Below are 12,861 nucleotides of genomic sequence, written 5' to 3' on the forward strand. Positions count from 1 at the left end.
CGGCGTCAGAAGGGGAAGCGGCTGCGGCCGTGCTGGACAGAGATCCACTTCTGGGTGGTGAAGGCGTCCACCGTGGTCTCGCCGCCCAGACGGCCGAGGCCGGAGTGCTTCTCGCCGCCGAACGGGACGAGGGGCTCGTCGTGCACGGTGCCGTCGTTGACGTGGAACATGCCGGTGTCGATCCGCTGGGCGAAGCGCACCCCCCGCTCGACGTCCCCGGTGTGGACGGCGCCGCTGAGGCCGTACGGGGTGTCGTTGACGAGGCGGACGGCCTCCTCCTCCCCGTCGAAGGGGATGAGGAAGGCGATGGGGCCGAAGATCTCCTGCCGGAGGAGGGGGGAGTCGGCGGGGAGGCCGGTGAGGACGCTCGGCTCGACCAGGTTGTCGGTGGTGGTGCCGCGGACGAGCGCCGTGGCGCCCTGGGCGATCGCCTGGTCGACGACGGAGGTCAGGGAGTCGGCCTGCGAGGAGTTGATGACCGGGCCGATCACCGTCCCCGGGTCGCGGGGGTCGCCGGTCTTCAGGGCCTTCACCTTCGCCACGAACTTCTCGGTGAACTCGGCCTGGACCGAACGGTCCACCAGGACGCGGTTCGCGGCCATGCAGACCTGGCCCTGGTGGACGTAGCGCGAGAAGACCGCCGCGTCGACCGCGTAGTCGACGTCCGCGTCGTCAAGCACCACCAGGGCGCTGTTGCCGCCGAGTTCGAGGACCACGCGCTTGAAGTGCGAGGCGGCGACGGTGGCGACATGGCGGCCGACCTTGTCCGAGCCGGTGAAGGAGATGACCTTGGGGATCGGGTGCTCGATGAAGGCGTCGCCGATCTCCGCTATGTCGGTGACGACGACGTTCAGCAGACCGGCCGGCAGGCCCGCCTCCTCCAAGATCCTCGCGACCAGCGTGCCACCGGTGACCGGGGTGTCCTGGTGCGGCTTCAGCACCACGCCGTTGCCGAGGGCGAGGGCCGGGGCGACCGACTTCAGGGAGAGCAGGAACGGGAAGTTGAAGGGGCTGATCACACCCACCACACCGACCGGCACCCGGTAGAGGCGGTTCTCCTTGCCGTCGACCGGCGAGGGAATGATCCTCCCCTCCGGGCGCAGCGCCAGCTGAATCGACTCGCGCAGGAACTCCTTGGCGAGATGCAGCTCGAAGCCCGCCTTGAGGCGGGTCCCGCCGAGTTCTGCGGTGATCACCTCGGCGATCTCCTGCTCGCGCTCCTCGACCACCCGCAGGGCCTTCTCGAACACGGAGCGCCGGGCATGGGCGTTGACCTCGGCCCACTCCCGCTGGGCGGCCCGAGCGGCCCGGTACGCCTCGTCCACCTCGTCGACCGTGGCGATCGTGATCGACGCGAGCTTCTCGCCGTCGTACGGGTTGAAGTCGATGATGTCCCAGGAGCCGGTGCCCGGGCGCCACTCACCGCCGATGTACTGCTGAGCCAGATCGGTGAAGTAGGACGACATGTGATCCCTCAATCCCTTGCGGCCGGGGCGGACACCCGTACGCACACGACAGTGCATGACGATGTGATCACACGTCATCGTACGTCTGTACAGCGGGAGTTGAGAGGCAATTGGGGGACTCGGCGGAGTCCCACCGGTCTCAGGACAGCTGGAGCAGTCCCCGCAGCAGATCGCGGCTCTCCGCCGGGGACGGGCTGTCGTTCTGGAGCTGCTTCATCGCCCGCTCGTACTGGGCGACGTCCTCCCGCTTGTCCAGGTACAGCGCGCTGGTGAGCTGTTCGAGGTAGACGACATCCGAGAGGTCGGACTCCGGGAAGCTGAGAACGGTGAAGGCGCCGCTCTCCCCGGAGTGGCCGCCGAAGCTGAACGGCATGACCTGGAGGCAGACGTTGGGGCGCTCGGAGATCTCGATGAGGTGCTGGAGCTGACCGCGCATCACCTCGCGGTCCCCGTAAGGGCGGCGCAGGGCGGCCTCGTCGAGGACGCAGTGGAATTCGGGGGCCCGCTCGGAGACCAGGTACTTCTGGCGTTCCATACGGACGGCCACCCGCTTGTCGATCTCGGCGTCGCTCGCGTCCTTCATCCCGCGGGCGACGACCGCGTGGGCGTAGGCCTCGGTCTGCAGGAGGCCGTGGACGAACTGCACTTCGTAGGAGCGGATGAGGTGGGCGGCGGCCTCGAGCCCGACGTAGGTGGGGAACCAGCTGGGCAGGACGTCCGAGTAGCTGTGCCACCAGCCCGCGACGTTCGCCTCCTTGGCGAGGGAGAGCAGGGAGGTGCGCTCGGCCTCGTCGGTGACGCCGTAGAGCGTCAACAGGTCCTCCACGTCACGGGTCTTGAAGCTCACCCGGCCGAGCTCCATGCGACTTATCTTCGACTCGGAGGCCCGGATCGAGTACCCGGCCTTCTCCCGGGTGATCCCCTGCGCCTCGCGCAGTCGCCTGAGATGCGAGCCCAGCAGCATCCGCCTCACCACCGACCCGCTCGATTCACCGGCGCCCACGTTCGTCCAGCCTCCCCAACTTCTTCAAGGGCCGCAGTCTGCCACTAAACCACTCCGATCCGCACTCGCCCGGTTACAGAAATGGAAAGTCTTCAACACCTGGGGCGGGTGGGGCGACCCGGGACCGGCCATCAGGGACTCGGCGGACGGCCGAAGGAGGCGTGGAGAGTCGGCGGAGAGCGCCGAGAACCGCGGGCGGACCGCCCGTTGACGCCCGGCATCCGGGAACAAGGTGACGGAAGAAATGCCCAGGAACCGGCACCGCCGGGTCCATTTCAGGCGCGTGCACGTGCATCTGCCCTTGCATCTGCTGTACGCATCGGAAACCATGGTCCCGCGCCACCGCTGCATCGCCACGACCGCGAACACCCGGGAGTGCCTCGCATGGGGACGAATGGATCGACCATGCTCGAACCCTTACGGCAGGGACTTCCGCCTCTCGATCCCGCGACCGTGTCCGGCGCCGCGTCCTGCGCGCTCCCGCCCCGCTACGAAGCGGTGCGCGAGGCCCGGCAGTTCACCCGGTGCACGCTCGACGAGTGGCACATGGGCGAGCGGTATGACGACATCTGTCTCGTGGTCTCGGAACTCGTCACCAACGCCCTGCGACACGGCCTGCCCCCGGCCAGGGGACACTCCCCCGTCCAGGACCCTCCCGTACGGCTGCATCTGATGCGCTGGACGGAGCGGCTGGTGTGCGCGGTGCGCGATCCCAGCGATGACAGCCCCGTCGCACGCGACTCGGACGACTTCTCGGCGGAGTCGGGGCGCGGGTTGTTCCTGGTCGACTCCTTCGCGGACGGCTGGGGATGGCACCCAGTGACCGGCACGCTCAGCGGCAAGGTGGTGTGGGCGATGTTCCGCGTACCGCCGAAGGGCGGCCCCGACTCGGACCGCTGAGGAACCGCGGCATGCTTCCATGCCGCGGTTCTACGCGTGTCACCTCGTCAACCGGCCGCCTGTGAGCAGGCGTTACCGGATCAGGTGGTCGAACTCGCCGTCCTTCACACCCAGCAGCATCGCCTCGATCTCCGCGCGGGTGTAGACGAGCGCCGGCCCGTCCGGGAACCGGGAGTTCCGCACCGCCACGTCACCGCCGGGCAGCCGCGCGAACTCCACGCAGTTCCCCTGCGAGTTGCTGTGCCGGCTCTTCTGCCAGGCCACCGCGTGGAGCTCGGTCAGCTCCGTCGCGGCCATGCCGTTGTACACGTCATCCACGCCGTACACGTCGTGGTCCACAGGTCGCTCCCCGGGGTGGTGCAGTGGTGCGCTCGAAGCGCATTGGCACTGGTGTGGCCGGTGTTGCAGTAGTCAACTGCCCCGGATCATAGCTGCGTTCACGTGCCACTGCATGAGCGGATGCATCTGCGCATGCACGGTCAGATGCACGTGCACGTGGGGTGGTGCCGCGGTTACGGCACCGGGGGCACTTGAGAGACGTGTCCTGGGGCGTTCCTGTTCCCTTTCGCACGTCACGTCTTCACTTCTCCGTACGTGGCGCGGCTCCCGGAGGTTCACGGAGGCCGGTCGACGGCGGGATTCCGGATCGCGGGGATCGGCGGGAAAGGAGCGGCCCCCGGCGAGGTGGTGGGTCCTCGCCGGGGGCCGGGGTGGGGGGTGGCGGTCAGGTGGTGGTCAGCGGGGTGCGCTCACCGTGAGGAATACGGAAGGAGCGCCATCTCCCGGGCGTTCTTGATCGCGCGGGCCAGCCGGCGCTGCTGCTGGGCGGTGATCCGGGTGACCCGGCGGCTGCGGATCTTGCCGCGGTCGGAGATGAACCGGCGCAGCAGGTCGGTGTCCTTGTAGTCGATGTAGGTGATCCCGGCCTGGTCCAGGGGGTTGGGGCGGGACTTGGCGGGCTTCCGCTCGGGTTTGCGGGCCATGGGTCAGACCTCCAGGAAGGTGTCGAAGGGGCGCGGCAGCCGTTCCCAGGCTTCGCGCCCGGCGGCGTACTCGGTGTCGGTGAGCAGGCAGGACTCCAGCAGTCGTTCGAGGCCCTCGCGGTCAAGGCCGGGCGAGGTGAAGACCAGGTGCTGGCAGCGGTCGCCGTGCTCCGGGTGCCAGTCGAGCGCGGCGGCGGCGCGGCGGACCGGGGGGACCATGTCCCAGGCCGCGTCCGGCAGCGAGGCGAGCCAGGGACCGGCCGACTCCACGCACAGGGCGCCGCCGGCGGCGTCCCAGTGCAGCAGGGTGTCCGGGCGTTCGGCCAGCCAGAACCTGCCGCGGCTGCGCGCGGCCGCGCAGCAGAGGTCCTCCAGGGCCGCGTACAGCCGCTCCGGGTGGAAGGGGCGGTGGCGGTGCCAGACGAGGGTGGTGACGCCGTGTTCGTCGGCGTCGGTGGGCAGCAGGGCGCAGGCGGGGTGCTGGGCCGCGGCGGCGGCCTCCACGTCGAAGCCGGCGAACGCTGCCGCGAGCAGGGAACCGGGGGGCGCCGTGGGGGTTGCGGCGCGTCGTGGAGTGCGGGTGCGTCGTGGCCGGTCGCGCGGTTCCCCCCGCCCCTCGGGAACCGGGGGCACCCCCCTGTTCTCGATGGGCACCCGCATGGCCGTGGGGTGGAGTTGGGCCAGGAGCGCCCGGTCCTCGTCGTCCGCCTCCCCGGAGTCGAGCACGGCGAGGACGGGGGCGTACTCCAGCTGGCGGGCGAAGGTGTCGGCGACGGTGCGCTGGTCGGTCGGGGCGGCGGCCAGGCCGGCCTCGGCGAGGTCGTCGCCGTTGCCGAGGTAGGGCAGCAGGAGGCCGGGGTCGACCGCCGTGATCACCGAGGTCAGCGGCAGCCCGCTCGCCGCGACGACCTCGGCCATGGCCTTGGGCTCGACCGAGTCCCAGAGTTCGACCACCGCGAGGCGGGTGAGGCCCGCCTCGGCGAGGCGCTCCAGTTCGGGGACGAGGTCCTCGCGCAGGGCGCAGCAGGCACAGTCGTTGACGAGCGGGGTCTCGCCGGTGGAGACGGGTCCCGCGGCGTCCCGGATCGTCCGCAGGACCGTGCCGTCGACGGCGGTGGACAGGTCGTGGTGCAGCGCGACGCTGCCCGGGACCCCGGCGAGCAGCGCCTCGACGGCGGCCCGCCGGGCGTCGGCGTGCAGCCCGCCGACGATCGCGACAGACAGCTGGGTCACGTCGGTCAGCCCCGCTTCTTCCCGTACCGCTTCTCGAACTTCTCCACGCGGCCCGCCGTGTCCAGCACGCGCGCGGTGCCCGTGTAGAAGGGGTGGCTGACGTTCGAGATCTCGACGTCGACCACGGGGTACGTGTTGCCGTCCTCCCACTCGATGGTCTTCTCGCTCGTCATCGTCGAGCGGGTGAGGAAGGTGTGGTTCGCGGCGCGGTCCCGGAAGACGACGGGCCCGTACGAGGGGTGGATGTCCTTCTTCATCGTGGTCAGCGCTCCTCTCGGAAGTCGACGTGGCGGCCCGCCATCGGGTCGTACTTGCGCAGCGTCAGCCGGTCCGGGTCGTTCCGGCGGTTCTTGCGGGTGACGTACGTGTAGCCCGTGCCGGCCGTGGACCGGAGCTTGATGACCGGGCGGAGTTCGTTGCGTGCCATGCTGGTATCTTACTGAAAATGAATTCCATTTACATCAGCGACCAGAGAGAGGTGCATCACCCTTGTCCGCGCACTGCATGCTGACCGGCGCCCAGCCCGGGTTCGGCAACCGCATCTCGCACTCCCACCGGCGCACGTCCCGCCGCTTCGACCCGAACATCCAGTCCAAGCGGTACTGGCTGCCGAGCGAGAACCGGTACGTACGGCTCCGGCTGAGCGCGAAGGGGATCAAGACCGTGGACGTCATCGGCGTCGAGGCGGCCGTCGCGCGTATCCGTGCGCGGGGGGTGCGGGTCTGATGGCGAAGAAGAGCAAGATCGCGAAGAACGACAGGCGGCGGGAGATCGTCGCCCGGTACGCCGAGCGGCGCGCCGAGCTGAAGGAGATCATCCGGCGGCCGTCCTCCACGGACGCCGAGCGGCTCGCGGCGCGGCGGGAGTTGGCCCGGCAGCCGCGCGACGCGAGCGCGACGCGCGTCCGCAACCGGGACAGTGTGGACGGCAGGCCGCGCGGATACTTCCGGGCGTTCGGCCTGTCCCGCGTGAGCCTGCGGGAGCAGGCCCACGCCGGGTATCTGCCGGGGGTGCGCAAGTCGTCCTGGTGAGCTGACGGGGGCGCGGGGCCGTCGTACACCGGGCGGGCGTCGTCAGGGGGTTGGGGGTCTCGGAGTTCCCGGCGAACCGGTGGCGTGGGGCTCCTGGTAGCTTGCCGCTGTCGCCGCGGCGACCGGATCCGGCCATACCTTGGGGAGACCTCAGTGACTACGGCGATGACGGCAAGGACCGCGACGAGGGGCACCTCGGCCCGCCGGCGCATGCGTGTCGGGGCCGCGGCCGCCGGGCTGACGGCGGCGCTCGTGCTGACCGGGTGCAGCAGCGACGACAGTGACTCCGAGGCGAAGGAGCCGAAGGCCACCCCGACCTCGACGGGCACGGCAGACGGCGGCACCGACTCCGGTGGTTCCGCCGGCGGCGACGCGAAGCTCCAGGGCAGCTGGCTCGCCACGACGGGCGGCAAGGCGGTCGCCCTCTTCGTGACCGGCGACGAGGCCGCGCTGTTCGTCGTGGGCGGCACGGTGTGCAGCGGCAAGGTCTCCGACGAGGCGAACATGCAGATGATCGAGCTCAAGTGCACCGACGGCAGCAAGGACCGCACCTCGGGCATGGTCGACTCCGTGAACTCCAAGTCCCTCACGGTCACCTGGGAGGGCAAGGTCGGCGAGGAGACCTTCCAGAAGACCGAGGGCGCGCTTCCCTCCGGGCTGCCGACGGATCTGCCGACGGCGGCGTCGGGGTCGTAGGCTTCCGCGCGGGCGGCCCGGCTCGGCAGCCCGACGCGGGCGGCGGGATCGTACCCGTCCTGCTCCGAGGCGTCCGATCATGTGGCGTGCGGGCCGTGGAACCCCCGGGTTCCACGGCCCGTTCGTACCTTCACACCAGCACCGGCTGCGACAGCCACGAACCTCACGGGAACCCCATGCGTACCGCTCCGACCGCCATCGCCGCCGCGCTCCTCGCGGCTCTCACCCTGACCGCCTGCGGCGGGGACGACGGGGATGACACCGGCGACGGGGACCGGACGGCCCCCACCGCCACCACGTCCGGCGGCAGCGGGAAGGGAGCCGCGTGCGTCGCCGCGAAGGCCGCGTTCGAGGTGGGGCCCAGCAGTGCCGCGCCGACCGCCGGCGACGAGGGCGCCGTGCCGGTCACGGTCACCAACAAGAGCGGTGCCCCCTGCACCGTGAAGGGCCTCGCCCGCGTCGAACTGGTCGCCGGCGGGAAGTCCTGGCCGCTCGCGCCGCAGGAGGGGGCGGCCGCGGGCGCCGAACTGACCCTCGCGGAGGGCCAGTCGGTCACCTTCACCATCGCGTATGTGCGCGGGGTCGCCGGTGACGCGCAGCGGAGCGCCGACGTGGAGAAGCTGAGCTTCAGCCTGCCGGGCGAGAACAAGGCCAACACCTACGACTGGCCGGATGCCGAGGTCGCGATCCGGTCGGGCGGCACGCTGGACGCGTCGGTGGGACCGTTCACGCCGGTGGGTGACTGAGCGGGCATCGGCGCGTGGGCCGTGCCCCGCTCATGACGGCAGCCGGGGCCGGGCCCTGACCTGGGCACGGTCGGCCGCCTCGGCGCCCTGCTGCCAGCCGGCGGCATCGCTGACGCCCCGTACGCGGGTGGTGACGGTGTCCGGGAACAGCCGGGTGAACCGTTCCCGGACGGCGACGCCGCGGGCGGCGAGCACGGGCAGGAGGTCCTGTTCCGGGGTGCCGTCGCCCTCCGTCTGCTCGACCTGGGCCTCGGCGGCGGCTGCCAGCCGGTCCCCTATCCGGTGGGCGTAGGCGGCCAGGAAGGACTGCCGGAAGGTCTTGGTCCGTTTGCGGCCGCCCTTGCGCTGGGCCGCCTCCGCCTTCGTCATGGCGGTGGTGGCCTGGACTAGGAGCGAGGTGTAGAGCAGTTCCACGGACTCCAGGTCGGCCTCGAACCCGACGACCGTGGAGAAGCCGAGGGCCTCGTTCCAGACCGCCTCGCATCGGTTCGCGCGGGCGACGGCGTCGAGGAGCACCGCCTTGGCCGTCTCGTACGGCGCGTCCACCCCGATCCGGCAGGCACCGGGCGCGTCCTTCGCGTGCGTACGGGCCGCCAGCAGCGCCTCGTCGATGCTGTGCCGAGCCATCAGCTCCTGCGCCTTCGCGCTGAGCGCCTCCGCCTCCTCGGGGAAGCCGGTGGCCTCCGCCTTGGCGAGGAGGGCGCGGATACGGGTGAGCATCCGGGACTCGGGGTGGTGGGACGCGGGCGCGCCGCCGTCCCGGGGACGGTCCAGGGGTTCGAGGGTGGGCAGCCGCAGGAGGAGCCGGTACAGCTCCAGGGCGGTGGTGGCCCGGGAGAAGCGGTCGCCGCGGGGACCGCTCTCGGACGCGGGTGCGGGTTCGGCGAGGGCCCTGGCCTCGTCGAGCTGGGCCGCCCAGCGGGGGCTCGGGTGCTGCCGTCGTCCACCGCCGGGCGCCTGCCCGTTCCGGTGCCGCTCGCCCCGCTCCTCGCCCCGCTCCTCGCCCCGCTCCTCGTCGTGCTCGTCGACGATGAGGCGTGCGGCCAGTCGTACGTGGGCGTCCTCCAGCTCGCGCCGGACAAGGCGTACGACGTCGGCGGGCTGCCAGCCGCGTCGCCAGGCGCCCGCGACGAACTCCCGGCCGCGCCGGGCGACCTCCGCGTCGGTCGCGGGATCGGCGGCGAGCAGGGAGGCGCCGGTGTCGAGGGCGGCGTCGGTGTCGGCGTAGAGGGCGGCCTCGAAGGCGCGGTCCACCGTGCTGGTCGTACTCACGTGTTCGATCGTGTCATGGCGCGGGCGGGGCGGGGGTGGGGCTGCCCCTACCCCGGGACGCCCTCCAGTGGTCGTGTGCGGGCGGACCCCGGACGGTTCCCTTGGGGGCATGACCAGGACAGAGAGAACGGGCACGCCGGAGGCGTCCGCCGCCGGGGCATCGGCGGCCGTACGGGTGCGGGGGCTGCGGCGGGCGTACGGGGACGTCGTCGCCCTGGACGGGGTGGATCTCGACTTCGCCGCGGGGACCTTCACGGCGGTCATGGGGCCGTCGGGGTCGGGGAAGTCGACGTTGTTGCAGTGCGCGGCGGGACTGGACCGGCCGTCGGGCGGAACGGTGCGGGTCGACGGGGTCGAGCTGGGCGGGCTGAGCGAGCGGCGGCTGACGCTGTTGCGGCGGGACCGGATCGGGTTCGTCTTCCAGGCCTTCAATCTGCTGCCCTCGCTGACCGCCGCCCAGAACGTCGCCCTGCCGCTGCGGCTCGCCGGGCGGCGGCCGCCGCGGGGCGCGGTGCGTGCGGCGCTCGACCGGGTGGGGCTCGCCGAGCGGGCCGCGCACCGTCCGGCCGAGCTGTCCGGCGGGCAGCAGCAGCGGGTGGCGTTGGCGCGGGCGCTGATCACCCGGCCCGCGGTGCTGTTCGGCGACGAGCCGACGGGCGCGCTCGACACCACGGCCGCCCGAGAGGTGCTCGGGCTGCTGCGCGAGCTGGTGTACCGGGAAGGGCAGACCACGGTCATGGTCACGCACGACCCGGTGGCCGCCTCGTACGCGGACCGGGTGGTGTTCCTCGTCGACGGACGGGTGGGCGGAGAGCTGGCCGGTCCGTCGGCGGAGACGGTGGCGGCGCGCCTGGCGGGGCTGGAGCGGGGGTCGGGGGCCGACAGGGCGACCGGGCCCCACGAGTCGGCCGGGGCACGCGAGTCCGCCGGGGCACGCGAGTCGGCCGGACCTGACGGGGCCGCCGGACCTGACGGGGCCGCCGGGGCTGTCCGGCCCACCGGGACGACCGAAGCGCACGAGTCGGCCGGATCCGCCGAATCCGCCGGAACGGCCGGAACGCACAAGCCGGGCCGATCCGCCGAACCCACCGAGACCGCCAGACCACACGGACCCGGAGCCGCCAGAACCGCCGGAACGCCCAAGGCGGGCCGATCTGCCAGACCCGCCGGCACGACCGGAACCCACGAGCCGGGCCGAGCCGCCGAACCCACCGAGACCGTCGGCCAGGCCGGACCCGCCCGGCCAGCCGGGCCAGCCGGGCCAGCCGGGCCAGCGGGGCCAGCCGGGACGGATGGCGCGGCTGGCGGGTCGTGCGAGGGCGCGGGGAGCGGGACGTGTTGAGTCTGGCGTCGCTGCGGGCGCGGTGGGCCGCGCTGGTGGGGTCGTTCGTGGCCGTCGCGCTCGGGGTGGGGGTGGTGGCGGTCATGGGGCTGGGGGTGGCCGCCACCTTGGATCCGCCCGTGCGCGAGCCCGAGCGGTTCGCCTCCTCCCCCGTCGTGGTGGCGGGCATCGACACGCTCACGGTCGAGGTGGAGCGGGGGGACGGTACCGCGCGGGTGTCGAAGAAGCTGGCCCGTCCACACCCTGTGGACGGCCGGCTGCTCGCGGACCTTCGGGAACTGGGGCCGGTGCGGACGGACGGCACGGCGGCGCGGGACGCCGTCGCGGTGGACGCACCCGCCGCGGACGTACGGGCCGTCGTCGGTGATCGGGCCCGGGTGCTGACCGGGGACGACCGCCGACGGGTCGACCCGTCGTACGAGCGGGACGCGGAAGCGCTGGTCGCCGTCAACTCGCTGCTGGGCACGGCCGCCGGGGTCACCGCCTTCGTGTCGGTGTTCGTGACGGCGTCCACCTTCGCCTTCGTCGTGGCCCTGCGCAGAAGGGAGTTCGGACTGCTGCGGATGGCGGGCGCCACACCGGGGCAGGTGCGGCGGCTGCTGCTCGGGGAGGCGCTGGCGGTCGGGGTCGCGGCGTCGGCGGCCGGGTGCGCGCTGGGCACCCGGGGCGCGCCGCTGCTGATCCGGGAGTTGGTGGCGGGCGGGGTGGCGCCGACCTGGTTCGCGCTGCCGGAGTCGGTCGTGTGGCCGTACCACGTCGCCTTCTGGACCGGGGTGTCCGTGGCGTTCGCCGGGGCATGGGTCGCCGCGCGACGCGCCGGACGGATCGGTCCCGTCGAGGCGTTGCGGGAGGCGGCCGTGGACACGGCGGTGCTGCCGCGGTCGCGCCGGGTGATCGGGGTCGTCCTGCTGGCGGCCGGACTGGGACTGACGGCCTGGAAACTGGGCACGGACCCGGCGGAGCTGCTGAAGCGGAAGACGTACACCACCCAGCCGATGCTGCTGATCACCGCGGTCGCGGCCCTCGCGCCGCTGCTCGTCCGCCCCCTCGTGCGGCTGGTGGGCGCTGCGCTGCCCGGCGCCGTCGGTCTGCTGGTCCGCGAGAACGCGGCCACGTCCGTGCGGCGCACCGCCGCGGTCGCGGCACCGGTGCTGGTGACGGTGGCGCTGGCCGGCTCGCTGCTGGGGGCCTCCGCGACGGTGGCCGCGGCGAAGGCGGCGGAGGCGGAGGCCCGGACGCGGGCCGACTTCGTGGTGACGGGCACACCGGACGAGCTGCGCCGGTGGGGCGGACGAGCCGAGCGGGACGGGGCGAGCGCGGCCCGGGCGCGGACGCCGGTCGGGCCGGGCGCGTCGGCCGTGTCCCCGTCGGCCTCCACCGCCGTGTACGTGAAGGAGGAGGAGACCGCGCTCGTACGGTCGGACGCACGGGCGGTGACGGATGTGGCGGCGTTCGCGGCGGTGTCGCGACTGCCGGTGGTCGCCGGTGACGTACGGGACCTCGATGACCGCTCCATCGTCGTGAACGAGGAGTGGGAGCGGCCCGAGGTGGGCCGGTCGGTGCGGGTCTGGCTCGGCGACGGGCGGCCCGTACGACTGCGCATCGTGGCGGTGCTCGCGCGCGGGACCGGCGACAACGGGGCCTACGTGACCACCGCGAACGCGGGCGGCGCCGGGGTGGACCGGATCGAGATACGGGTCCGGGGCGGCGCGGACCGGGAGGCGGTCGGGGCCGCCCTGCGGAAGTCCGGGACCGCAGGGCGGGTGTGGTCCGCCGGGGAGTGGCTGGAGGCCAACCGGCCGGGGAGCGGGGCCCAGACCCGGCTCGGACTCTTCGTGGTGCTGGGGATCGCCCTCGTGTACGCGGGGATCTCGCTGGCCGGGACGCTGCTCATGGCCACGTCGGCGCGGGGGGCCGAGCTGCGGTCGTTGCGGCTGGCGGGGGCCACGCGGGGGCAGGTCCGGGTGGTGGTGGCGGGCGAGGCGCTGGTCGCGGTGACGGTGGGGGCCGTACTCGGGACGGCGGTCTCGGCGGTCAATCTGGCGGGGCTGGTGGGGGCGTTGGGGGTGCTGGGGGCGCCGCTGGGGTTCTGACCGGGCGCCTCTCGGACGGCGGGCGGGGAGGCCGGGAGACGGACCACGGGGTGTCAACTTCGAGTTGACACCCCCCTCGTGTCAACTTACGGTTGA

Annotated in this window: 14 protein-coding genes and 1 pseudogene; 7 read left to right on the forward strand and 8 right to left on the reverse strand. The window is 72.8% G+C overall.

The window, feature by feature from the left end; genetic code table 11:
• Nucleotides 1–5: 5 nt before the first annotated feature.
• Both AC067N_RS09850 and AC067N_RS09855 read right to left on the reverse strand, forming a co-directional pair.
• Nucleotides 6–1,466, reverse strand: a complete 1,461-nt coding sequence (locus AC067N_RS09850) for an aldehyde dehydrogenase family protein (protein ID WP_478678378.1) — start codon at nucleotides 1,464–1,466, stop codon at nucleotides 6–8.
• A gap of 139 nt (nucleotides 1,467–1,605) precedes the next feature.
• On the reverse strand, nucleotides 1,606–2,442 hold the full coding sequence (locus AC067N_RS09855) for a helix-turn-helix domain-containing protein (protein WP_478678711.1): 837 nt from the start codon (nucleotides 2,440–2,442) through the stop codon (nucleotides 1,606–1,608).
• A gap of 432 nt (nucleotides 2,443–2,874) precedes the next feature.
• Here AC067N_RS09855 and AC067N_RS09860 point away from each other — a divergent pair, with 432 nt between their 5' ends.
• Complete coding sequence (locus AC067N_RS09860; protein ID WP_478678379.1) at nucleotides 2,875–3,369, forward strand: ATP-binding protein; 495 nt, start codon at nucleotides 2,875–2,877, stop codon at nucleotides 3,367–3,369.
• A gap of 72 nt (nucleotides 3,370–3,441) precedes the next feature.
• Here AC067N_RS09860 and AC067N_RS09865 read toward each other — a convergent pair whose 3' ends face one another.
• From AC067N_RS09865 to rpmG, 5 genes are all read right to left on the reverse strand, one after another.
• The gene (locus tag AC067N_RS09865; protein WP_107465361.1) at nucleotides 3,442–3,708 is read right to left on the reverse strand and encodes a DUF397 domain-containing protein; all 267 of its coding nucleotides are present in this window, start codon (nucleotides 3,706–3,708) and stop codon (nucleotides 3,442–3,444) included.
• 410 nt (nucleotides 3,709–4,118) lie between these two features.
• Nucleotides 4,119–4,352 (reverse strand): 30S ribosomal protein S18, encoded by a 234-nt coding sequence (rpsR, locus tag AC067N_RS09870; protein ID WP_478678380.1) that lies wholly within the window; start codon nucleotides 4,350–4,352, stop codon nucleotides 4,119–4,121.
• A gap of 3 nt (nucleotides 4,353–4,355) precedes the next feature.
• On the reverse strand, nucleotides 4,356–5,585 hold the full coding sequence (locus tag AC067N_RS09875) for a CobW family GTP-binding protein (RefSeq protein WP_478678381.1): 1,230 nt from the start codon (nucleotides 5,583–5,585) through the stop codon (nucleotides 4,356–4,358).
• Between the two features lie 5 nt (nucleotides 5,586–5,590).
• Nucleotides 5,591–5,842: a type B 50S ribosomal protein L31 gene (locus tag AC067N_RS09880; protein WP_286255838.1), complete on the reverse strand. Its 252-nt coding sequence runs from the start codon at nucleotides 5,840–5,842 to the stop codon at nucleotides 5,591–5,593.
• Nucleotides 5,843–5,847: 5 nt separating this feature from the next.
• Nucleotides 5,848–6,012 (reverse strand): 50S ribosomal protein L33, encoded by a 165-nt coding sequence (gene rpmG, locus AC067N_RS09885; RefSeq protein ID WP_052836384.1) that lies wholly within the window; start codon nucleotides 6,010–6,012, stop codon nucleotides 5,848–5,850.
• A 62-nt stretch (nucleotides 6,013–6,074) separates the two neighbouring features.
• Between rpmG and rpmB the strand changes: the two genes are divergently transcribed.
• From rpmB to AC067N_RS09905, 4 genes are all read left to right on the forward strand, one after another.
• Nucleotides 6,075–6,311, forward strand: coding sequence for a 50S ribosomal protein L28 (gene rpmB, locus AC067N_RS09890; protein ID WP_123541876.1), 237 nt, complete (start codon nucleotides 6,075–6,077; stop codon nucleotides 6,309–6,311).
• Nucleotides 6,311–6,616 carry a 30S ribosomal protein S14 gene (gene rpsN / locus AC067N_RS09895; protein WP_478678382.1) on the forward strand — a complete coding sequence of 102 codons (306 nt, stop codon included), beginning with the start codon at nucleotides 6,311–6,313 and terminating at the stop codon, nucleotides 6,614–6,616. The genes rpmB and rpsN overlap by 1 nt, the downstream gene beginning before the upstream one ends.
• Before the next feature lie 165 nt (nucleotides 6,617–6,781).
• The gene (locus tag AC067N_RS09900; protein WP_478678383.1) at nucleotides 6,782–7,312 is read left to right on the forward strand and encodes a hypothetical protein; all 531 of its coding nucleotides are present in this window, start codon (nucleotides 6,782–6,784) and stop codon (nucleotides 7,310–7,312) included.
• A gap of 176 nt (nucleotides 7,313–7,488) precedes the next feature.
• The gene (locus AC067N_RS09905) at nucleotides 7,489–8,058 is read left to right on the forward strand and encodes a DUF4232 domain-containing protein (RefSeq protein WP_478678384.1); all 570 of its coding nucleotides are present in this window, start codon (nucleotides 7,489–7,491) and stop codon (nucleotides 8,056–8,058) included.
• A gap of 30 nt (nucleotides 8,059–8,088) precedes the next feature.
• On the opposite strand, the gene AC067N_RS09910 is transcribed toward AC067N_RS09905, so the two are convergent.
• Complete coding sequence (locus tag AC067N_RS09910; protein WP_478678385.1) at nucleotides 8,089–9,330, reverse strand: DUF2786 domain-containing protein; 1,242 nt, start codon at nucleotides 9,328–9,330, stop codon at nucleotides 8,089–8,091.
• Between the two features lie 109 nt (nucleotides 9,331–9,439).
• Between AC067N_RS09910 and AC067N_RS09915 the strand changes: the two are divergent.
• Together AC067N_RS09915 and AC067N_RS09920 are read left to right on the forward strand one after the other, a co-directional pair.
• Nucleotides 9,440–10,198 (forward strand): annotated as a pseudogene (locus AC067N_RS09915) (ABC transporter ATP-binding protein); the annotation flags it as partial.
• 467 nt (nucleotides 10,199–10,665) lie between these two features.
• The gene (locus tag AC067N_RS09920; RefSeq protein ID WP_478678386.1) at nucleotides 10,666–12,765 is read left to right on the forward strand and encodes an ABC transporter permease; all 2,100 of its coding nucleotides are present in this window, start codon (nucleotides 10,666–10,668) and stop codon (nucleotides 12,763–12,765) included.
• Nucleotides 12,766–12,861: the final 96 nt, after the last annotated feature.

The organism is Streptomyces sp. NPDC042364 (genome assembly GCF_056437585.1).